This is a genomic window from Thaumasiovibrio clandestinus, from assembly GCF_047250365.1.
Lineage (GTDB): Bacteria > Pseudomonadota > Gammaproteobacteria > Enterobacterales > Vibrionaceae > Thaumasiovibrio.
Genome location: NZ_JBLBVL010000026.1, coordinates 1 through 22,961 on the forward strand (window position 1 = coordinate 1; position 22,961 = coordinate 22,961).

The 22,961-nt window shown below is 41.2% G+C and carries 17 protein-coding genes and 1 pseudogene; 10 read left to right on the forward strand and 8 right to left on the reverse strand.

The window, feature by feature from the left end; translation table 11 throughout:
* A partial coding sequence (locus ACKLNH_RS19680) for an NACHT domain-containing protein (RefSeq protein WP_413113972.1) occupies positions 1-5,658 on the reverse strand: 5,658 nt, incomplete at its 3' end.
* A gap of 504 nt (positions 5,659-6,162) precedes the next feature.
* Between ACKLNH_RS19680 and ACKLNH_RS19685 the strand changes: the two genes are divergently transcribed.
* Complete coding sequence (locus ACKLNH_RS19685; RefSeq protein ID WP_413113973.1) at positions 6,163-6,930, forward strand: glycosyltransferase family 25 protein; 768 nt, start codon at positions 6,163-6,165, stop codon at positions 6,928-6,930.
* Between the two features lie 243 nt (positions 6,931-7,173).
* Here ACKLNH_RS19685 and ACKLNH_RS19690 read toward each other — a convergent pair whose 3' ends face one another.
* Together ACKLNH_RS19690 and ACKLNH_RS19695 are read right to left on the reverse strand one after the other, a co-directional pair.
* The gene (locus ACKLNH_RS19690; RefSeq protein WP_413113974.1) at positions 7,174-7,749 is read right to left on the reverse strand and encodes a hypothetical protein; all 576 of its coding nucleotides are present in this window, start codon (positions 7,747-7,749) and stop codon (positions 7,174-7,176) included.
* The gene (locus ACKLNH_RS19695) at positions 7,749-8,468 is read right to left on the reverse strand and encodes an AHH domain-containing protein (protein WP_413113975.1); all 720 of its coding nucleotides are present in this window, start codon (positions 8,466-8,468) and stop codon (positions 7,749-7,751) included. Before ACKLNH_RS19695 ends, ACKLNH_RS19690 begins: the two co-directional genes overlap by 1 nt.
* 293 nt (positions 8,469-8,761) lie before the next feature.
* Between ACKLNH_RS19695 and ACKLNH_RS19700 the strand changes: the two genes are divergently transcribed.
* The 4 genes from ACKLNH_RS19700 to cas6f are packed head-to-tail and all read left to right on the forward strand — an operon-like array spanning position 8,762 to position 13,469.
* Entirely contained in the window at positions 8,762-9,934 is a 1,173-nt protein-coding gene (locus ACKLNH_RS19700; protein ID WP_413113976.1) for a TniQ family protein, read from the forward strand.
* A 2-nt stretch (positions 9,935-9,936) separates the two neighbouring features.
* Positions 9,937-11,856 (forward strand): type I-F CRISPR-associated protein Csy2, encoded by a 1,920-nt coding sequence (locus ACKLNH_RS19705; protein ID WP_413113977.1) that lies wholly within the window; start codon positions 9,937-9,939, stop codon positions 11,854-11,856.
* Positions 11,840-12,865: a type I-F CRISPR-associated protein Csy3 gene (csy3, locus tag ACKLNH_RS19710; RefSeq protein ID WP_413113978.1), complete on the forward strand. Its 1,026-nt coding sequence runs from the start codon at positions 11,840-11,842 to the stop codon at positions 12,863-12,865. The genes ACKLNH_RS19705 and csy3 overlap by 17 nt, the downstream gene beginning before the upstream one ends.
* A 4-nt stretch (positions 12,866-12,869) precedes the next feature.
* The gene (gene cas6f, locus ACKLNH_RS19715; RefSeq protein WP_413113979.1) at positions 12,870-13,469 is read left to right on the forward strand and encodes a type I-F CRISPR-associated endoribonuclease Cas6/Csy4; all 600 of its coding nucleotides are present in this window, start codon (positions 12,870-12,872) and stop codon (positions 13,467-13,469) included.
* A 425-nt stretch (positions 13,470-13,894) separates the two neighbouring features.
* On the opposite strand, the gene ACKLNH_RS19720 is transcribed toward cas6f, so the two are convergent.
* Positions 13,895-14,101, reverse strand: a complete 207-nt coding sequence (locus ACKLNH_RS19720) for a helix-turn-helix domain-containing protein (RefSeq protein ID WP_413113980.1) — start codon at positions 14,099-14,101, stop codon at positions 13,895-13,897.
* Between the two features lie 94 nt (positions 14,102-14,195).
* Between ACKLNH_RS19720 and ACKLNH_RS19725 the strand changes: the two genes are divergently transcribed.
* The 5 genes from ACKLNH_RS19725 (at position 14,196) to ACKLNH_RS19745 (ending at position 19,421) form a co-directional block, all read left to right on the forward strand.
* A complete protein-coding gene (locus ACKLNH_RS19725; RefSeq protein WP_413113981.1) occupies positions 14,196-14,750 on the forward strand; it encodes a hypothetical protein in 555 nt (184 codons plus the stop codon).
* The gene (locus tag ACKLNH_RS19730) at positions 14,743-16,128 is read left to right on the forward strand and encodes a DEAD/DEAH box helicase (protein ID WP_413113982.1); all 1,386 of its coding nucleotides are present in this window, start codon (positions 14,743-14,745) and stop codon (positions 16,126-16,128) included. Before ACKLNH_RS19725 ends, ACKLNH_RS19730 begins: the two co-directional genes overlap by 8 nt.
* A gap of 161 nt (positions 16,129-16,289) precedes the next feature.
* Positions 16,290-17,633 (forward strand): S41 family peptidase, encoded by a 1,344-nt coding sequence (locus ACKLNH_RS19735; RefSeq protein ID WP_413113983.1) that lies wholly within the window; start codon positions 16,290-16,292, stop codon positions 17,631-17,633.
* A 253-nt stretch (positions 17,634-17,886) separates the two neighbouring features.
* Positions 17,887-18,435, forward strand: coding sequence for a shikimate kinase (locus tag ACKLNH_RS19740; protein ID WP_413113984.1), 549 nt, complete (start codon positions 17,887-17,889; stop codon positions 18,433-18,435).
* 92 nt (positions 18,436-18,527) lie between these two features.
* Positions 18,528-19,421, forward strand: a complete 894-nt coding sequence (locus ACKLNH_RS19745; protein ID WP_413113985.1) for a hypothetical protein — start codon at positions 18,528-18,530, stop codon at positions 19,419-19,421.
* A 179-nt stretch (positions 19,422-19,600) separates the two neighbouring features.
* Here ACKLNH_RS19745 and ACKLNH_RS19750 read toward each other — a convergent pair whose 3' ends face one another.
* The 4 genes and pseudogenes from ACKLNH_RS19750 to ACKLNH_RS19765 all read right to left on the reverse strand — a co-directional run.
* Positions 19,601-21,151: a bifunctional metallophosphatase/5'-nucleotidase gene (locus ACKLNH_RS19750; RefSeq protein WP_413113986.1), complete on the reverse strand. Its 1,551-nt coding sequence runs from the start codon at positions 21,149-21,151 to the stop codon at positions 19,601-19,603.
* Between the two features lie 81 nt (positions 21,152-21,232).
* A complete protein-coding gene (locus ACKLNH_RS19755) occupies positions 21,233-21,469 on the reverse strand; it encodes a YgjV family protein (protein WP_413113987.1) in 237 nt (78 codons plus the stop codon).
* Positions 21,470-21,512: 43 nt separating this feature from the next.
* On the reverse strand, positions 21,513-22,727 hold the full coding sequence (locus tag ACKLNH_RS19760) for a phosphopentomutase (RefSeq protein ID WP_413113988.1): 1,215 nt from the start codon (positions 22,725-22,727) through the stop codon (positions 21,513-21,515).
* A pseudogene (locus ACKLNH_RS19765) lies at positions 22,727-22,961 on the reverse strand (deoxyribose-phosphate aldolase); the annotation flags it as partial. The gene ACKLNH_RS19760 and the pseudogene ACKLNH_RS19765, both read right to left, overlap by 1 nt.

Sequence of the window (22,961 nt, forward strand, 5' to 3'; positions counted from 1 at the left end):
TGTAGACATACGAACCTCCGTCGGTAAATCCCAATCTAACCAGCTCCAGGTCGTAAGTTCACCAATAATTTGTGTTTCATTGTCGATGCACTCAACAAATTGTGTAATACCTTGTTCAATATCTCCCAACCATTCATCGTGCTTATAAGATATCTCTCGATCTTTTGCCTTCGGTACAAAAATACACTCAGGTCTAATACCGGGCTCAAGCGCCAATAACAATTCATCACTACGTTTGAAGATATCTCGCAGAAGATCAATTCCTTGAGGAGGTATTCGCCCTGCATCCAACAACTCGCATACCACATAAGAGAGTGCAATCTTTGCCACTTTTGGTCTCAGCCTATGATAGGTTAGCTTGAGCCCAACGCCTTCCATCCAGCTTCTATAAATTTCCTCAGCCTGCTTATTCCATTCATTCTCTGGAATCAAAGTTTTCATAAACTCTGAAACTCTGTAGGCTAAATTCTCAAATGGTACGTTTGACATATCAGCCACAAGCTTCGCTTCAGTCATCAAAGGTCTAAGTAGCTCAATCGGATCATCAACATCAGGAAATGTTTCCCCTGGACGGATAGCTGAAAAAGGAATAGCTTCCTTTTTATTACTTATTTCTGGTAACTCCATTTCGTATATCAAAGGTAACTTTGATCGCTCATCCGGAGGTAGCCTACCTTCGATTTCTAATCTGCTAGACAAATCCAAGGCAATCATCCTCACACTAAAGTCTTCCGACGCACAAAGTGAAGATATTTCACCTTCAAACTGAAGAACAAATCTCTTGAAATCATTCGCCAAGCTACTTAGCAAAGACATCATTTTTATCTGTGATAGCCCAATTTTATCTATTCTATCAACCATTCGATTGCGAATTTCAGGCCAATTATCTTCAACTTTAGAGAACTCAACGATTGCTTGGTGAGCCATACTCCCTAATTCAGGAATGGCGACATCAAGCATATCGAATGCAAACTCAATGAGTAAACTGACATCTTCCTTATCGCCAATGTCATTTAACAGTGTCGGTGGTTTCTCTGCACCTTGTTCAAAAGCGTCTAGCTGGTATGCATGTTCTTTGATTTCCTTCCAAACCGGCAGGACATCTTTATCCTCAAAGAGAATATCGACAATTTCTTTTAAGTTCCAAATTAAACTACTTGGATACCTATATTCAGCAATATAATCATCAATTAAACAAGCAAGCGCTTTAGATCGCCATTGTTTACCATCAATTTCAACCAGGGCTCTAAATATCGACTGCCTAGAACCCCCATCCCAATGCACATCCCAACCTTTAGCATCCGAGTTATCGAATAAACCTTCAAATAAACTATTCGCTTTATCCACTTCACCATGTGAAGACAATGCGCTAGCAATGCAACAAACAACATTATTATCAGGCTTAAATGGCTTTAATAGCTTATAGAGTTCCTCTAATTGAGGGACACTCATACCTTTTAAAAATGGTTGAATTAAGTTCATCCAGCGAAAGTAATCGACGAATTCCAAAGATCGAAGAAGCTGAAAAAGGCTTTCAGAAGAATTTACTTTCAGCTGAGCCTCTTCATCTGTAAGTTTTTCCCCGGAATCTAATGTCAGAGAGGGGGCATGAGAAACATGCTTTTCTTGGGGAGTAGAAATTGCCATTGATGCATAAAAACTATTGTCCAATCCCGCTTCCCTGACGCCAAGCGCTACCCCTTCTAACCACGAGTATCGATTTGAAGGTAATAAATGTGTATTGATAGATGTAATAAGTTCTTCTACCTCATCCGTCGCGCCATCATTAGAAGATTGGCAGCAATGAAACACTAATTTTTTAGGCAGTTCAGAAGGATTGTACTCTTCGAAAGGAATCAGTAGCTTTCTCGCCATCACCGATATTTCTTTAAATGACGGGCTAGAGCCATCAAGCATTCCAGAAAGCAACCCTGTTAGGCCCGGAGCATAATTAAGTCCTTTATGGTCGAATAACCACCTCAGGAGCTTTAAGCCATATCCTGGATTCCAACGAGTGGTAATAGTGATGAGATCAAGTCCAGCTTCCTGCGTGCCACGACCACTTCCTGACTGTTCCAAATTTACTAACGCCAAAGAAAATCGACATATTTCATCGTATGCTAAATCAGGATATTGACTGATCAACTTACCTAACCACGACACCCAATGGGAAAATTGCCTGTCTTTCCTATGATATATTCCAAAAGAACCCATGAAGATTTTTGGTAATATGCTAGTTGCTCGATCAGGCTCACCAATCTTTGACCACATTATAGAAAGTTCATAGTACTCAGATATTCTGGAGTGGATTTCGTCAAAATCTGGTATCTCTTTTTCGATTTGATCTAGTACGTCAACTAAACCATCCCTGCCATACCCGTTCTCATACAAAGTGAACGCGATTTCTCTGCGCCAGTTAGTCGGCCAATACCGTCTATCCCAATCTTTTCTAAAAGCATCGGCTAAAGCCAAAATACAATCATGTCCGTGTTGAGCAGTAGCCCTTATTGCGAAGTTAAAGTAATCTACAGCGGCTGATTCGAACTCATACCATCCAATCCAACCTCTTGTTTGGTCATAAGGCTTTCGTAACAATTCAAATGATGGTTTTATCTCTTGAACAATAAAACTTGGTAACAGCTTCTCTCCAGCCCAGCCTCGTCCCCAAATACTTGAAAACCTAACTAAAGCACGTTCAAATAAGACGTTTCCTGTATGCTTTTCTTCACTTTCTTTTGGGACCACCTTAACAGGATCAACACCTTGACCCAGCGCTGCGCGTAGTCTATTAAGGCGAACTCTATCTGCGAATGGACTTAAGTTCTTCCATTGGCCATGAACGCCATGTTTATAAAGTTTTGGTTGTTCTAAATCTTCAAACCATTCTTTAGTTCTTTCTACACTCCCATTTGCTCTGTAATCCAGTTCAGCAACCAACAGCTTTTCTGAAAAATCCAAGTCATCATTTTCAGACCAGTCAATAACTGCCTCAAATGCGGTGTCTATCAAAGCCGATGGATATTGGTTAATACATATTGAGAAACATAAATTTATAAGACTATCAAAATGCTCCTTTTTTTCTGACAAGAAAGAGAAAAGCTCACCAATTTTTCCTTCATCCTTTGATTCATAAACACCATTGACCAACCGTCTCATTAAACGAGCATGCAGATCTTCATCATTTCCACTCCATGCTCTCACATCATCTTCATACTTCGTTTGATGTATCGTCGAGACAAGGTTGCCTAGCGGCATGAAATAATGAGCCACATCAGCCCATCGTTCTAAATCTTCAGCTCCACCATGATGCGGTTCAACAGCGTCACCACCCGACAAGTAACTTAGCGGCTCAGCAGATTCAAAGAGCCTTTTAGCTTCATTAAAGAATTTATTCTCAGCAAGAACTTTAGAAAATTTGAGCGCTTCGGAATCACTTACCCTTAGCTGCTCCCCATCGAATATATAGCTAAGCGCTGAACTTACCCCCTCCGATGAAAATAAGAGATTAAGTACATCTACTTCATTAAGAACATCTCTTCGCTCTCTAAGCTCGCACTCAATTAAGATACATCTCACTACGGCAAGTGGATCATTCAGCTCCTTCGCCGACAATAGAACAGCGTCGATATCATCTGTTACACTCGAAGTATTCCGAAGATTAAAGAACTGCTCTCTAAAGTAACCTTGAGTCCCTGTATCAATTACAGCTTCCACCTGCCGAGCATTAAAAAGATGGTAAACCGCCTCCCATCGCATTGGATCATTATCATCAGACAATTGAATACAGTGTTCAGCTAATACTTTGTGATATCCAATATTCTTTGAATCATCAAAATTACCAAATAGGTTTCGGCTCGTTTTATCTAAAATAAACTGCCGAAAACTGTTATGGAAAAAACGCCAACTTATATCACTATCCTTTTTAAAATAGTGGGAGGCACTTGATATAAACGCGCGAATAGTTGAATGATCAGACCATTTATCAAGCACTTGAGTATTTATTGGCACTCTCAATCTTGACAATAACGCAAGCAAGTCAACAAGGTTCTGATTGTTCTCTATTTGCCGCCAATAAACTGAGTAGCTTTGCTCAATATGTCCTTGGTAAGGAGGATACTCATCAATAGCGTCATCATAATCCCTACCCGAACAGCCAGTAATGAATTGCATCAAATAAACCAAAGATAGTGGGTGCCCCAATGACTTTTCGAAAATTTTCTTCTTATTATCATCTGTTAGTTCGGAACAACCTGACCATTCGTTTATGGCTGCATAGACATTTGTCCGAGTTAGAGGAGATATAACAATGGTTCGACTTTCATGGCTGACATGCTCCTTTATCGTGTCAGAAAGATCGTTCAACTCCAGCGTTTGACTACCTAGAACAAATATCACCCCATCTGGCACGGTATTAGGGGGAGGCAAGTCTGACAACAAACTCTGTAGAGGGTTTTGCTCTCGCTGAATATGATCTAACCCATCGACCATGATGATGGTGGTTACGCCATCATTTTTCCATTTCTCGTGGGCTTGCTGAAGCTGCTCTCCTAGCAACGATAGGTATTCTTCTCTTGAGCCTGGCTGCCCAGAGCTTTCACCACGAAAGCCGTGATTTCTTAGCGATAAGGTGATGTCATGAAGAAAAGTTGTCGCTTCACCACGCCCTTGGTAAGTGCTATCGGGAACATACGCGTAATATCTAACTAATTTATATCCTGCTTTATATTTTAAAGTATGAGTAAGTGTTGTTGACTTTCCCGAGCCAGGACTTCCAAGCAATGCGACATAGCCCTGCTTGGTTTGTGACAAAACATCAGATATAGAACCAACAGTTTCTTCAATTTCTTGATAGGTTCGATCGATAGGGAATTCGTGAACAAACTTATGCTTAAACCTATGACTCCACGCCAACCTATCCAACATATCATCTTTGGACAGCTCAATAATTCGACGCTCACCTCCCGCCATTTTCGTCAAGAGGGTATATATTTTTTCAATATCCTCTTGTTTTCTTGCTTGCCCCTGATTGGTTATGGGGATATCAGCTGGCCGCTTATAGTTGAATTCAAGCTCACAACAACAAATAAAATTCAAAAATTGGTCATCATTAAAATTTGACCGTTTCTGTAGATCCAACAGTGCCTCTTTCCAACATACGGCTACTTTTTCAAAGCCAGTTTCACACCATCTTCTATCGAACCAACATTCTTTTAAGAAAGACTGAAAGTGAGCATGTTGAGGGGCTTTATCGCCTAAAGGAATTTGGGCTTTAGGGTTTGAGCTAGGTACTAGCTTGTGAAGAAGATGAACTTTTACAGTTCTTTCTTTGTAATTTTCATTTAAGTGTTTCCATCCTTCAGCAAGTTGCCTGAAAAGACTAAGCTTTTCATCTCCCTGCTTTGTAGAGCTATCTCTTACAAAGTCTGCATAGCTAATTGCTCCAACGTATTCCGCCCATTTCACCTGATACGCATCAAGCTTACCCGTAGTCGCTATAAGTATGTCGTCCAAGCTTCCCGCATCAGGATCGGCCACTCGAAACCATTCAAGACTTCCATCAAGCAAAGCTTCATATATTAAGCCTGCTGCTATTTCATACTGCGGAACATACCCCAGCATTGCAGTACGTTCACCGTCACCTGAATTAATACTCGACACTATAAGAATAACTCCTTAAAAACAATTGCGGACTGCTCGACAAAGATACATGTCAGTTCTCTAGATTCAGTTTATCTGTGTAAGCTAGCGTATAAAAGACGGCATTTCGCCTAAAAATTGACATTTGTCACATTAGGTCACTACAGCCACTACAATCCTTCACGGATTAGATAGGATAAGGAGTTTCTCAGGTATCAATCTAACTAGAGCAAAGAATCTAACGAGTTTTGGGGCATTTCCTTGCTAGCGATGATCGCGCTGAGAAGCCTCTGGACAGAAAATTGCCGGGGGGGGCTAATTTAGCATTTGATGGATTACCAGAGGTATGCAAATAGCCTCTACTCGAGTGGCCAATTTTCCTCATCCATTGTACATGTGAATACTCGTCTTGGTGAGCAAAACTGAGATAAATAAATTCTTTGCAAGAACTTCCTTTTATTCGGGTCTTTTTATTATATATAATAGTGGTAACTACTACCGTTAATAGGCATAGAATGAGATAATATGAAGGCATTTATTATTTCTCTAGAGAGTAAGATTGAACGTTATGAATGGACTTATAACCAGCTGAAATCAATAAAAAACTTAGATACAAACAAGCTCTTGGCTGTCAACGCTAAGTCATCAATTAAGCATCCTTTGATGGATAGATACCGAGAAGATTCGTTTTATAAACTTAACGGTCGGCATGCTGTTTTAGGTGAAATTGGCTGCTATTGTAGTCACTATCTCGCTTGGGAAAAGTGCGTCGAGTTGAATGAACCCATTATCATTTTCGAAGATGACGTCGTTGTTGATAATGAGTTGTTCAATGCTACAGTCGAAAATGCTCATAAGCACATCAATGATTGTGGTTATATCCGTCTTGAAAACTACAGCAAAAAAAGAGAATGTAATTACCCTGTGGAAAAGTTGGACAGTCGACAACGTTTAATTAGACACATTAAAACACCTTTATGCATGACTGCTTATGCCATCACTCCTGAAGTTGCGAAACGATTTATCACTAAGAGTAAAACCTTTGATTATCCTGTAGACGTTTTTATGCGAAATGTATGGATACATCAAAAACCAACTTACGGTATTACTCCTGCAGGGCTGACGGGTGGAAAATTCGACTCTGCGATAGGTGTAAGAAACTTCAAAGAAGAGAAGCCACTTACTATACGAGTTGTTAAATTCTTGAGTAAAGCTCGAGATGTCATTCTGAATGGGCTATTTAACATTACATCAGGAATATTTATAAAACGATCACGCCCTTCCTTCAAATAAGAGCTTTATTGCGTAAAGGAAAAGGCTTATAACAATACGGATTAAGTAGATTTCAAACTGCTTGAATTGAACATAACGCCCGTTATGTTCACCATGAATGAAGGTCTGCCACAGGCAGACCTTCTGCGTTTGCGACATTAGGAAATGTATAGTGAAGCAGTATTAACTGTCCTTGAATGAGCTTCCGCTCTAAATGAAAATGGGGCAAAAACATTTTAGTTGTCCTGACCTGCCCCAATTACGTTAGTAATCAAAAACATCAAGAAGGTCTAAGTCAAAATCTATGCCACGGAGAGCACTCTCAATACAGAGTTGTTTGAATTTCTCGTCACAGTAGACCTGGTTACACCCGTTTTGCAAAGATTTAAAAACGTACTTGTCGGTCACGCTACCCTCATCAAACTTAAGGGAAAGTAAACCGGCTTCCTCTCCATCAATGATTTCGAGCTTTGTGAGCGTCATATCTTCTTGTCCGAAGGACATAACATTGAAAACATGAAAAGGTTCACCATCAATGTTGATAGGTAAAAACTCACCGTCTGACTCAAGCGCGGATCTTAGAGAGACATACGCTTTTTGGTTAAGTACTAAGAATGAAGCCCAAACTGAAACATCTGGTACCAATGTTGAAGTGTCATAATGGCTAGTAAACTCTACGGATTCCTCAACCCAAACATCTTTTAAACCTCGAGAGTTTACAGGCTCATTAAATAACCGCTGCAACAACACTTCATCTCCCTGTTCAATGGCTCTTTGATACGGATTATGCTCAAGTACTTTGTAGGATTGTGTTAGATTTCTAACTTGATAGATACTCATTAGCTAGGCTTCCAAGTGGGGTCTTTTTTCTTCAGGATCATGGGGGGATGTGTGCCATCATTCAACTGTTTCTTGATTAGAGTTAGCTTAGTCTTAAAACGTTTTTCATTGTTACGTATGTTTGCCAAAATTCCGACCCACCTTTGATAATTTTCACCATGGATACAAGAGTGCGTTGGTGCTTTAGGTGTAGTGTAGTGACCTTTGTAAGCTGTCGAACGTGGTAGCCAAATACCATTAATTGAATCGTTGATACCAATGCCATACATAAACATTTGCATTCGAGCGTCAATCATCGCTCTTACTTTCCCGTTCCCCATGACAATGTGATGCGCTGCATGTGTAGGGGATGGCTGTGGCTCAGCGATCGCGTACAGACTACTTACCAATCGAGTTGTAGGGTGATGTTTTTCATTGCTGAGTTCGGTTGTTGATTTTCTGACTGATTCTTCCCTATACGCTTCAAGTTCACGTAATAACCTTTCTTCTATAATGGCATGCGCGTTAATTTTCGCCCTTTCACGCTCCAGGTGCGCAATAGTCTCTTTCACCTCTTTTAGCTCTTCTGGTGATGAGTCAGTTTGATTGGTTACTCGGTGATAGTGCTTATAAGCTTTGACTTGAAATTGATAAATTGCCATTTCAAGCGCTGATGGATTACTTGGTCTCAGTGGCAGTTTTAGAATCGGACTTTTGTTCCCTAGCTTTGCGGTAGGCATTTTTTACAACTCAGAATTTGGATTTATGATTGCGATACGATACTTACGTTTCTTTTATCCGGGTATCGTGGGCTTGCTTAGGTTGGATCCACAAAGTAAAAATTGTCATTTATATAAAACTCAGTTACCTGAGTTGAGTTACATTGCTCACAATAATCATTTTTGATGGGAGTTTACGTATAAAAACCGATTAAAAGCATACATCTATCCTCAAAATCTACTTCATAACTACTTGCGATAGCTTATGCAACTGGAATAGTATTGATTTATTCAAACTAACATGGCTTGATTGAATGCTGTTAAAACGTCCTGCACCACATAATGATGAATCACTTGAGAGCTACTTGGTGCGCGTGAGTACACTGAATGGGTATCAAAAGCCATATCAGTTTCTCTCTTCATTGCAGCGCTTTTTGACTAACTTGGACTCATCAAAATACGTCCCTTTCCCGGATGGTCTGCATCAGTTCAACCCCTGTCACGCCAAAGTGAGTAGCAAATCACGCATTCACTTAATTCATGCACTAAGCCAGCTTACATTTAACGAACCTGTATCACTGCAAAAATTATTAATTAACAGAGCTGAAGGTAAGTTTTCCCCGAATACATCGGCTTTGATTCGACATGATGAGGTGTTGCCTCGCTCTCTATTAAGAACACAACCCTTACTTTGCCCCGCTTGTATTAATGAATTTGGGTATGCCCGCTATCAGTGGCACTTTAAAGGCTATGAGGTATGCCATATTCACAACCAAACGTTGGTTAGTAACTGCCAAGACTGTGGCGCGACGTTTGACTATACACAACACTGCTTAACAAGCACTTGCCCGAACTGCAGCAGCACTTTATGCCCCCTGCCGGCAGACACTTCAAGCCAATCGATTTCATCATGGCTAGCTGGCGAAAATATACCGCCGCTTCCAAACGTTGGAAAAAGCTACCGTTGGGGGCTCGTTCACTGGTGGTTGCACCGGAACTCAACGTTGTCTTCAGTAGCGTTTTACGATTACTGGCAAGAGTGGCCGCAAAGCTTTCATCGTGAACTTGAAAGCGATATTGAAGAGAGATTTGATCTAGCACCCAATGAGTCAGATCAACTAACCGCAAAGTATGTGCTTGGGGATTATCTCTTCAACTCTATCCTGCTCCCCAGTAAGGATTTACAAAACAACTTACTACTGAAAGAGATCATCGCTTACCTCGATGAACATTTATGGGAACAAAACGGAAAACTCGCTAATTTAAAAGTATCTGCCCTCGATATATGCCTTTTCCTTGGTACTTCTCGAGAGCAGGTTGCCGCTCTCTACGAACAAGGTTTGCTTTCCCCTTCAGAGCTTTATAAACCATCAACCCCCCCTAAAGTCACTGCCCCTGCATTTATCTTGGGTGACCTCTTCTGTCTCTGGGTCTCTGACTTTCAGACTCCGGTATTTAATCGCTCCAGTTACGTATCAAGGTGGTGAAAATGGACATTCAAACACTGCTTAACGATACACCACCCAAAAGAATCGATGCGGCGCTTAAAAAACACTTTGGGCCAACAACCCCAGCCCTTGAGGTATCTACCAATCCCAAACAAGCGATTGTCGCACTTATAAATCTTACACAACCTACTCGGTATCAAGCTGATCTTTTATGCCGAGATAAATGCCGTGAAATGCTGAAAAGCGAAAAATGGTGGTTAGGCTGCCTCAAAGCTGTTGAATATCATCATAGTCATAACGTGAAGCATCCCGATAGTCGAGCAGTTGGAACGATAAGGGCTGAGCCTATAGGGGCTTTACCCATAAGTTATCTGTCATCAGCAAAACTACCTCTGATCGATTGGCACTACGCCAACAACTCAGCGGATGTAAATAAATCTGTATTTCTATGCTGTGATATTCGTTGGGAAGGCCAAATTACTACCTTAGCGACAGCACTGCAGTGTTCTAAGCACCCACTTTGGCTCTCAATTCGATCTCTAGGCTGCCTGGCAAAGCAGCAGAACAAAGTTCTTAAAATGCTAAGCACCCCTCCAAACAGACTTATTAGTGTTCCGCTAGCACCTAATTATATCAAACAGGTAACATACCCTAAGCCGGATGATGGCTATATAACATTAAGTCCAGTCCCCTCTCAATCTCTCCAATCAGGAATTCATCGCGCTTTAGAGGGTAACTATAGGCTTTCAGCTATCTATCACTTAGACAGAGCGACAAACACTGGCTACTTCGCTGCAAAAGCAGGAGGCAGAATACAGATATTAAAAACAGTACCTCGCATACCTAGTGACAGTTCATCCAACTCTTTTGGCTGTCACTGGCTAACAAAATCCAGGTCTGATGCACTAAAGTGGTACAACGAACACAGAGCATTACTGCTCACGAAACACTCTCAAAGCAGGCAGATGCAACGAACAAAGTCAGAGATTGACAATATGCTCAGCGACTGGCTATCTGGAATAGAAGATGCAAACAGCTTCACCAATACGCAACTCGCGCAGAGTTTCAACGACAGCTTATCGAGAACAAAACTCTTACATCAATTAGCATATATACCTGAGCTAATTGAGCTCTTTGACGAGCGGTTTGAGCATTTGCAAACAGATAGCTCTCTATCGCAAAAAAACCTTGTAGGCTTGGCAAACTATCTCGTAGTTCCCCATTTACCTGTCTATCAGGCAAAAGCTGAAAACACCCCCTATACAATAGGTATCCCTTCGATTATTGGTATCTATGGCTACCTACATGCCTTTGAGCGGAAAGTGCGTCAAGAATTTCCTAATTTCAGACTAAACAGCTTTGCACTGCGCTTAAATCATTTTCACCTAGAGCGAAGAGGATTAAGCCAGCATGCAACAAAGGTCTGCAAGGATGGTCAAGTCAAACCTCCGGCATTAAGGGACTCCTGGCAAGCTGACTTATGTTTATCTTTACTTGTTAATTTCGACTGTAATGAGGCATTGCCACTGTCCGAAGTACCCCGATGGTTACCTACTCGGCTTTGCCAGGGGCATGTTCATATCCCTCACAGCATGCAGAAAGATATCACTGTTTCAACTAATCTCACGCAATCCATCGGAAAGTTACAGCACCAACCGGGCCTTTGGCTTACCGCAGCACCCACCATCCCAATAGCCAACATAACAGACTTGATTAAGCTCGCCACTGAAAACAAGCTAGTGTCTTGTCTTGGCTATCACCTTCTTAGCCAACCAGCCGCGAGTAAGCATAGCCTGTATGGCCACCCACACGCATTCTGTGAGCCCGTAGTTGGCATTGTTAATACGGTGCAAACTATAGGATTTCATGCCATTGATACCCTGTTCTGGCATTACCACTGGGCAAAGTCAGGCCCTTTACTCACGAACAATAGAGGATTAATAGATGAAATTGCCAACTAAACTCTCTTATAAACGCTCGCTTGACCCTAGCCCAGTCATTTTCTTGGTGCATTGGCCGGATGGTACTGTAACTCCATTACGGTCACAGATTATTGGTAACCGCGGCATGTTTGAGGGCGCACATGTTGCCTATACGCCTGCTGGTGAGATAAAGAATGTCAACTCAAACAAACTTGCGGAAGGGAATCTTCACGAAATCGAATGTTGTAATGTGCCCTATGGCGCAAAGCATGTTGAGTGTCAGTTCTCTTTGACTGTATCCAACGAGGCAATGAATCCCGGAAGTTGTAATGACCACTTAGTGACTAATAATTTTCGCCGGCTTGTACAAGCTTATGATAGCCGAATCGGACTAGAGTACATTGCAACTCGCTATCTACAGAACATTATTGACGGTGCTTGGCTATGGGACAATAAAAAAGTGAACTCAAGCACCATTCAACTAACAACAAACAAAGGCGTATCAATTGAAGCCAATGACTTTCTGTATAAACGATTTAATAAAGGCTGGCAAAAGGAACTCCCTAATTGGCACAAGTTAGTTGACCTGTTCGTTGCAGCATTGAGAAATGAGCGAGATTACCTTTCGATAGAGGTATCAGCATCACTCGTGTACCCATCTCAAAAAACAATCAAACCAAGTCAAAAACTACTAACCCACCAACCCAAAGGGCAAGGGCGTCGCTATCAAAGTACCTCTATCGACGGAGATGAGAGTCCCATTTTTGGCACATTCAAAACGGGGGCTGCTATCGCAATGATCGACGACTGGTACCCAAACGCAGAGAGACCACTACGGATCAATCATTATGGTGTAGATAGCCAAAATGGAATGACTTACCGCCACCCTGACACCGAACTAGACCTCTTTACACTGATAAAAAGAACAGAGGATTTCATTGAGAGACTAAATAGTGATTCTCCTCTAGCAGTGGAAACAATAAATCAACTCCACTTCATCATTGCGAACCTTATCAAAGGCGGCCCATTACAGTCGAAAGGAGATTAAAGCTATGTCAGATCTTTTTTACCTAACCGTTAAGTTTTTACCAGAGCCTCGAAACAATGAGTACCTAGCGCTACGATGCTTAAAAGTTTTGCATGGCTACTGCTCTAGTAAAGGTATTGACAACTTAGCAGCATCATTCCCTGAATGGAGTGAGGATACAGTCGGCTCTAGATTGACCTTAGTTTGCACTAAAAGCACAACCCTCAACGAACTGGTTGATCAACCATACTTTGCAAAAATGCGCGCAAAGGGGTATTTCAGCATATCTGAACCCACGTCAGTCCCCAAGGAGGCCCCACTAGCCTACTTCGTTCGCAATCAAGCAATAGACGATGCTTTTCCTAAGGCGGATGCACGAAAAATCAAAAGACTATCCAGACGCGCAGCTGAAAGAGGAGAGGTATACCAACCTTACCGACAACAAGATCAAGCGGCACGCAGTTTTAGCCATTACCACACACTGAAACTTAGCAGTAAGGGAAACGGTCAAAAATTTAGATTAAATATACAAATGGAGCCAGCAACCAAAGAGCTCTCTGGCAAAGTGACGTCCTATGGTTTATCTAATAAAACCGATAAGAGGTTTGCAGTTCCCTTAGTTTAACCCTTTTTTCTAGTGAACATAACATATTGTTTTTGAATGGCATTCTTAAATATAAAATAAAAGGGACAAATTGGATAATCACACATAAACAATTGAATTTAATAAACTATACTTAATACGGTTCCAGTTCACTGCCGAGTAGGCAGTTTGTCAGTAAAATGGGAGATAGAACGCAAGTCAAAATCAGTTCACTGCCGAGTAGGCAGTTTGTCAGTTTGTGAGAGACACTATAAAAATGCCTCCTGCGTTCACTGCCGAGTAGGTAGTTATCTAAAAGGTAAATAATTACTGAGTGATAATAACGAGAAGGCTCACTTTACTCAAAAAGTAATGAGGATTATAATCCTCATTACTGTAGTAATATAGTTTGTAAAAAACGAACGACATTCATACGAGTGCAAGACCAAATACTGCCGAATAGGTAGCTAGGGCAAAAGCTCTTTCGCATCACACTCGAGAACGGTTGCAATTTTATAAAGTTTTTCGAGTGTGATGTTCACTTCACCACGCTCAATTCGTCCGATATAACTGCGATCTATATCAGAAGTCAATGCTAGCTTGTCTTGAGAAATAGTCCTAGCTTTTCGCATATGACGAATATTCCTACCGACAATCAGCGCTAAGTCTTTCATTTTTAGGCCAGATAAAAACAAAGACTATCCGTAGTTGCGGCACACAAATCCACGGATTATAATCCGCATTTACCTGTAAGCGTGAGATATCCGTATGCTAGAGCCCGAAACCAAACTAATTCCGATTAACAGCACGCTCCACGAGCTGTTAGTCACAAAAAATATGGATAATTTCACGATACTAGAGCTGCGAGATCAGTTCATCGAGCTCTATAACAACAGCATTTCAACCGAGCAAGCTCGACAATATGTCTATCGCCATCTTTTGCGACTACAAAAACTATCTTTTATAGAAAAACATCAACCTAAGGCGGGTAATAAACCTATCTACCAAAAGTCAGAGAACTTCAAGTCTATTGCGTGGCAAACACATGACTCGCTGGTGCTACCTAAAAAAGGAAAAACACCAAAGAGAAGCACTGAACAAACAAGCAAAATGCCGGTCAATGCATTAGTCGCCAAGCTTCAACAAGCAAAAAATGACTTTATTGCCTGCGTAGAAGAGTCAAAAACTTACTCAAGTCTGGTACAGCAATACCCTCATATGGCGTACGAACTCAAGAAGCACCGCTCTCTTGCTGAAGAGCAAAGCGCAAAGCTTGTTGGCGAAATTAGAGCCTTGAAGGTAACTCTGGGGATGTATGGCTAAGCTAAGAAAATGGCAAAGCAATTGTAAAAGCTTAGCGTTACGAAAATACGCAGAAGGTCAAAAGCACTTTCTTTGCCTAGCGACGCCTGGTGCAGGAAAGTCGATTATGGCGGCAGCAGTGAGTAAGACACTACTAGACTTGGGGCAAGTTGATTTAATCGTCTGTTTCTCCCCTTCGCGAGCCATCGCTCTCGGGCTATCGTCGACTTTCGAGTCATACCTTAATTGCCGATTTGATGGGAAGATGGGCGCTGTTGGGCACTCATTTACCTATCAGTCGATGAGTAACTTAGATTCCTCATTCTGGCAGTTATTTCACGACTATCGGGTTTTGGTCGTTTTGGACGAGATCCATCATTGTGCGGGTGACACATTTGAACGTGCAAATGCATGGGGGCAAATGATCCTAAAGAATGTCCAAAGTCTAGCGACCTACACTCTTGCACTCACTGGCACGCCGTGGCGCACGGACGCGATCCCTATTTGTTTAGCTAACTACTCACATAAAGGAAAAGTTGTCTGCGACTACACGTATGGCCTTCAAGAAGCCATTGACAGTAACGTCTGTCGACGCCCTACGCTCACACTTTTCGACAATGACCAATTAATTGGTGGTACCGGGAGCTCTACCTACAAAGGAATTCAACATTATCTCGAGTCACCTGAATCAATATATTCCGACCTGCTACAAAGTAACGATGTCATAAATCATGTTATCAAAGCAGCATCAAATAAACTCAGTGAGCTTCAAAGGGCACACCCTGATGCGGCAGGCCTCATTGTCGCGGAGTCGATAAAACACGCACAAATGATATGTGACTTAATAGCGAAGACACTCAATGAAGATGCAATTCTGGTCACACATCACGATCCCTGTGCTCAAGATTCAATTGAGAGCTTCAGGCACTCTGATGATAATTGGATCGTTAGTGTCGGAATGATTAGTGAAGGGACAGATATCCCCCGCCTACGTGTTTGCTGTCATTTAAGTAATGTAAAAACAGAACTCTATTTTCGTCAGATACTTGGGCGAGTTATCCGTAACACTGACAAACATACAGCTAGAGCATTTTTGTTCACATTAGCTCACCCTGTTCTGGTTGAGTATGCTGAACGACTAAAGGAAGAAGTGCCTGAAACAAAACTAGCGTTTGAACAAACGGAACGCATTGCCGCACCAGTTAACTCGAAAACCAATAACTCAGTGACAGACCTAGAAGCATCTAAAATAAATTCACTACGGGCTTTGGGCAGTAATTGGTCAGAGGCAAAACTTAATGAACAGCACAACCGCAGCAGCTATGAGAGTTCATCTAATAATGAATATTTTCAGATAGTTGGTAAGTATCGCGCAATGCTGTTTAAGCCATTTGGGTGAAGAAAAAAAGTCGGTAGTATGCCGACAACCTGAGCCAGCACGCTTCGAACGGACATTTCGCTTCTTTGAGCTACTTCATCGATTAAGTATTTGACTTAGCTTACCTTAAGCCACTAACCTGAATTTAGTCATCGAGAGAATGATGAAAGGAAGCGATCAGTATGCATGGTAGTATCTCATTGGAAGACGAGCTATCTGTTGAGGATAGACTCTTCGGACTGTCCCTTTTTTGGAAAGAAGTAAGCTATAATTTCGCGTTCTTCCACCAAGTACCAGATTTGGATTTCGACAAGGTATATTTGGAATATTTGACCAAAGCAATAAAGCCGCAATCTACTTTTCAATACTACAAATTGCTGATGGAGTTTTGTGCATTACTGAAAGATGGACATACTAATATTTACCTACCTGTCGAGCTAGAGGCTCAATATTTTGATTGGCCCTGTATTGAGTTAGAAGAAAACGGCGGTCTGGCTATCGTGATATCTGTAGCTGAAGAGTTCGCCCATTTGATTCCTCTTGGCTCTGTATTAACAAAAATTGATGGAATTGAAATAACTAATTACTTACGAGAGAATGTTGTTCCTTACATCGCCGCTTCTTCGCAACGTACGCAACTCGACTCAGCGATATCGGTCGCTTTGAGTGGTCGACATAACTCTACTGTTAGTATTGATTTTATTGCTCCAAATGGGTCTCATGGACAACAGTCTCTCAAACGCATTGGTCGGGGTTTCAACGGAAAGTATAAGTCGTTAAAGCTCAAGCCCGTGAGTAACTGCACGCTGAATTATGAGCTACTGGGTGACGACGTTGCATATATTTCACTAAATAGTTTTGATGACCCATGTATAGTTGGCGAGTTTGAATCACTTATCCCAGAATTGAGCAGCAAGTCAGCTTTGGTAATTGATTTGAGATTCAATGGAGGTGGCGATACTCAAGTCGGCGCAGAGATACTATCATACCTTACTGATTGTGAACTTATTGGTCCCAAATGGCATACTCGCGAGCATGTGTCCGCATATAGGGCCTGGGGCGCAGTATTGCCGGAGTATCAGTCTTACGCTTCAGATAACGCTTGGGTGGAAGGTTCAAGCGATTCAATTGTGCCCAAAGAAAAAGGAAGTCTTCACTTGCCTCTTGTCATATTAATTGGCAGGAATACCGCCTCAGCAGCAGAAGACTTCTTGATTTATACTAACTCAATGACGAATGTTACAACTATCGGTGAAAGAACACGAGGTAGTACGGGCCAACCTATTTTTGGCGAGCTCCCTGGTGGTGGACGCTTCAGGGTTTGTGCGAAGCGCGATACATATCCTAATGGTGAGGATTTCGTAGGGTTGGGGATTGAGCCAGATATTTATCTAAGTCGATCTCATGCTGATATCTTAAGTGCAGCTGACACAGTTAAAGAGAGCGCATATCAAATGTTACAAGAGATAATCAGCAAGAGTGAGCCCACTTCACAAACAGGTGTTACTAGTAATAGAAATAATTAGCTGGCTGCTTGTAAGTAATTGCTCAATAGCGTGTAAGCAAGAGCATTTGTTCCCTAAATTTGTCAGAGTTTTTTCATCACATTATCTGGTTTAATTTTTGTGTAAGTTTTATTATCAGTGCTACGTCACAAAAGCACTAGTTTACATGTTATAGCTTAAGCATGAAGGGGTCATACGTCGAATCGGGAGCTAGGATTAATGGAGCCTCTTACTAGTAAATAATGTTAAGTTTTATTCATGAGTAGGTACGAAATTGGAACGTAAAAATATAGTCATAACTGGGCTAATGGGCTCTGGGAAAACAACACTGGGAAGGTTAGTTGCCAGAAAACTGAACCGAAGCTTCATTGATACAGATGAATACCTGGTAAGCAATTATGGACCTGCTTCTGATATTCTTAACTTACCTAATGGCGATGAAATATTTCGACTTACTGAAAGTAAAGTGGCTCTCGATTTAAGCAAGCAAAATAACTTAGTTATCTCAACAGGTGGTCGCTTTATGCTAAATCAGAAAAACATAGACTTGATGCAAGAGAATGGTGAAGTTTACTGCCTACAAGCAGCTCTTACTGATATTGTTAATCGACTTAATGCTGCCAATGGTGAAACATATCGACCTAGATTCGAAAAAGCTAATGATAAGCTAAAGCTTATGGAGGAGCTGGAAAAACAAAGCAACCCGTACTTCGAACAATTTATAAAAATTCAGACAAGTGGGCGTTCTTTAGCAGATATTACTACCGAAATAGTAAGCTCATTCACACAAAAAGCTCACAGACGCTTTAAACCTGATTCGTAACCGCTTGCCAAAAATTCTCTACGCTAAGATGTACTAGTTCAAAAATGGCCCACGTGACCTATCTATCATATTTTAGTTTCATGGAGTGAGATATGACCAATCAAGAATTGCTAGAGCAAGCATTGTATAGCGGTGCGATAATTCATCAGCCCCATGCTTTGAAGGCGTACCTGTCAGCAAGTTACCTCATCGATTACTTGGGAAATGATAGTGAATTACGTTCACATACCGCCGAGTTGATAGCGAACGATTCTATTCATGTTTTACCGGCGTATAATGAAGCGGTACAGGCACCACCGTTACAGGAGTTTCGTATTCACCAAATGTTGCGACGTGGTGTTTATCCAGCATCATATCAAGCGACTTCGCAGTGGCACCAAAACAAAGGCTTTCAGGACATTTTTGTTCACTTTGCCAATGAAGCTTCGTTGAATAATGAATACTTGTCCCACAATGTAACAATATTGCTTGCTCTGAATTTGGTGTATCAGCAGCTAAGTACAAAGCAGGTTCCTGCATTCCTCAATCGTTTTACAGAGTTTGTTACGTCCACATTCTCAGATGTTAATAAAGCCAATGGTAACAAAGAGAAAGTAGCAGTTACAGACGTATTGGCTTCTTGTCTTACACAATTTGGCTTCTTTGGACATAATCTTATTACTCTAGCTTGGTTATTACGTTGCAAGGAACAATTATCGGCCCCTCAATATGAAGCTATGCTTTCAAATCTATACTCGCAAGCAAATAGCCCGCTAACAGATCCAGAAGACAATATTGATTTATCCATTTGGGATCGTTGCGAGACAGAAGCCAACAAGGAAATATTTGTTAAACGAATAAACAATTTAATATATGAGCACACGTTAAACTTACATCAAATCACGCTTGCTGATGCCTTGTGCTTATTACAAACTAAATATCCAAACAAAACAGCGGAGCTTGCTAAAGTTGCTCAGTATCAATCTCTTGTACTAGAAAATTTATAAGGCTCAAGATGATTTTCTCTTTCAAGTTAATGTTACTTGCACGAATTACTCTAAGAATCAAAAAAATTGGTCAAAATTCATACTTGCCGCTTGATAAATGTAATAAATCCGAGTGCATTAATAGCACTCGGGTTTAGAGTCTTGCGCGAGCGTTAAACTAATATTTTTAGCTTTGCTGCTTAATTTCGCGCAACATCAATTTGACGGCCTACAGATGGAACATTGACACTATCATTGTTCTTGAAGTAATCGATGACCACTTCGTTGATCAGTGCATCATCTACTTGTTTGTTCTGACCATTTTTCAACACTGTGTATCCATCACCGCCAGCTGTAATGAAAGATGTAGCAGCGACTTTGTATACTTGAGATTCATTCAATTCTACACCATTAACAGTTGCGCTGATTAAACGACTATTTACTGGTTTACGCGAGTCATACACAGTTTCAATACCTGACATCTGGGCAAAGCCTCTGTTTAACTCGTAACTATATTCCAATAGCTCTTGAACTTCTTTGCCTGTTAGCTCAACGGTAGACAATTTTGATTTGAATGGTAAAACATCCATTAGACGACCAAAACTTACGTCACCAGCGCCAACATCATATCGAATAGAACCTGAGTTATGAACTGCAATATCAGCACCTGTACGCTCACGCATAATATCGGTAATTAGGTTTCCGATATTAGACTCACGATAGTAACGACGATATGCCGTACTATCAATGGAGCCGACAACTTCGCTAAACTCAGGGAACTGACTTCTCGCTTTATCAATCACATCCGCTACATGCTGATTTGGTGTAATATTTGCTGAATCTACATGAATCAGCTTGCCTTCAAGCAAGGTAAATTCTTTTTTACCGGTATCAAATTGAGCATTAATTTTACCTAAATGCATACCCTGGCCAAACGTCATCGCCACCCAAGTATCAGTATCTGGGTGCTGCACAGGTTCAATAAGCCCATTATCTGAGTGGCCACCGATAATCAAATCGACACCAGTCATTGCCCCTGCCATTTTCCAATCTTCGTCATATCCACGTTGGACTTCAGGATCGACTTCTTTATCAGTTTGCATCGGTGCGGTATTGTTTTGATGCGTAAGAACAACCATGACATCAACGTCATCACGGATCAAGTCAACATACTTTTGCGCTACTTCAATTGAATCTCTAATTTCTAGCTCTTCAACATGAGAAGGCATGACTGCGCTCTTAAACGCACTAACACCCATTACACCAACAACGCCAACTCGTACACCATCACGCTCAATAATGGTAAACGGTCGTGCAAAATTAATATCAGTGTCTTTATAGTAAATGTTTGCGCATAGTGTTGGGAAATTAGCTCGATACATTACATCCAAAAGCGCTTCCCAACCATATTCAAATTCGTGGTTACCTAGCGCAATTGTGTCATAACCCATTGCTGCATAGATATCAAAAGGAAGCGCGCCTAATGTCGCTTTCGACAGGGAGCCTGTAAAAATGTCACCTGCATCAAACAAAAATGACGTATCGACTTTATTTCTTTCTTCATTGATCAATGCAGAAAGATGAGCCATTCCACCAATTTGCTCAATATCCTCTAGCCAAAATGCATCTACTGGGTCATAAACACTTTCAATATCATTTGTATGGAAAATCGTAAATTCTTTGACTTCTGCCATAACATTGGCGCTAATAATACCAAGACCTAAAGCTACAGATATAGCTAACTTTTTCATTACATTTACCTTAATTATTGGATTACATACTACGCCTCTTTGTTTAAGAACAAAAGGCTTTCTTATACTAGAATTATTTAATTATACTGATGGTACAGGGCTGTTTTTTGATCTGTACGTCTTTAATAAATGATAGGCATTAAATAATGAACAAAACAGATTCGTTACGATAAGTGGGTTTGCTTGCAATAGAATACCGTAGATTAAAAATGCAACACTAGCGATAAGACCATATACTCTTAGTTTATTCATGTCCTTCATAAAAAATGAAAGCGCAATAAAAAATGAAGCTATATAGCCAATCAAATCAATAATCATGTTCAATCCTTCTTTGTTTACGTTTGGGTTAATATAAATAGAGTTATAACTCAGTCATAAATGACGCACCATGCTGACCTGACGCCAACCCAAAATGTTGTGAGAGTGTTTGCCCTATATCCGCAAAGCTATGCCTTTTCCCGATATCTCCTTTTTTTAGGTTACGTCCTAACGCGAGAATTGGAACAAACTCTCTTGTATGGTCAGAACCTTCCCAAGTGGGATCGCAGCCGTGATCTGCCGTAATGACTAAAATATCGTCATCGCCTAGGATATCGAGCAATTCAGGTAACCTTGAGTCAAAGTACTCCAAAGCTTTTGCATAGCCTTCGACGTTTCGGCGATGCCCATATTCTGAATCAAAATCAACGAAGTTAGTAAAAATTAAAGCATCTTCGTTAACCGTTTTTATTTGCTGCACAGTTACATCGAATAGCTCTGGGATCCCTGACGCTTTCACACTCTCATCAATACCTGAACCAGCAAAAATGTCAGAAATTTTCCCAATACCAATAACCTTTGCTGTATTGCCATTATGCAGGCGATTTAATAGGGTCAGATCATGGGGAGAGACAGACAGATCTTTTCGATTCTTTGTTCTTGAAAAATTACCCTCGCAACCAAGAAACGGCCTCGCAATAACCCGTCCAATATTATAACCATCCAATTCTTCTCGAATAAGCTGACATAGTGCGATTAACCGTTCTAAGCCAAAATGCTCCTCATGAGCAGCAACCTGAAACACAGAATCTGCTGATGTGTAGAATATAGGCAAACCAGTATCAATATGCATCTGCCCAAAGTCTTCGAGGATCTGGGTTCCTGATGCATGACAATTACCAAGAGAACCTGTGATACCAGCTTTCTTATAAATATTAGATAGCAATTCTTCAGGAAAACTATTAGTTTTGCCCTCAAATAGTCCCCACTGAAAAGTCACAGGGAGACCCATCATCTCCCAATGCCCACTGGTGGTATCTTTACCCGATGATAATGGTGATGCATATCCGAAAGTAGCCGCTTCGAGTAGTGCATGATCTTCTAATGGGAACGTCGAAGACGAGGCTGATTTTAGCACTTCACTTAAACCCATGGCCGTCAGGTTTGGCAACCTCAACGTCTTGGTCGATGTATTGTTATTACAATAAGCGGCAATATGCCCTAAGGTGTTCGCGCCCACATCACCAAATTTAGCCGCATCCTCTGTCGCCCCAACACCAAAAGAGTCTAACACCAACACTATTGCACGCTTCGGCATTAGTAACCTCCTTCTAAGATATTCGCCTCATCCCTCAATGCCGCAAGCAAATTGCTCAGTAAAGACGATGCACCAAATCGAAAGTTAGCGGGTGATACCCAATCACTTCCCATGATTTCATCTGTCATGGCCAAGTACTGTTGCGCCTCTTGCGCTGTTTTTACTCCACCGGCCGCTTTGAAGCCAACTTGCCGCTCTGCTGTTGTTCGTTTTATTGTTTCCAGCATCGTCCTC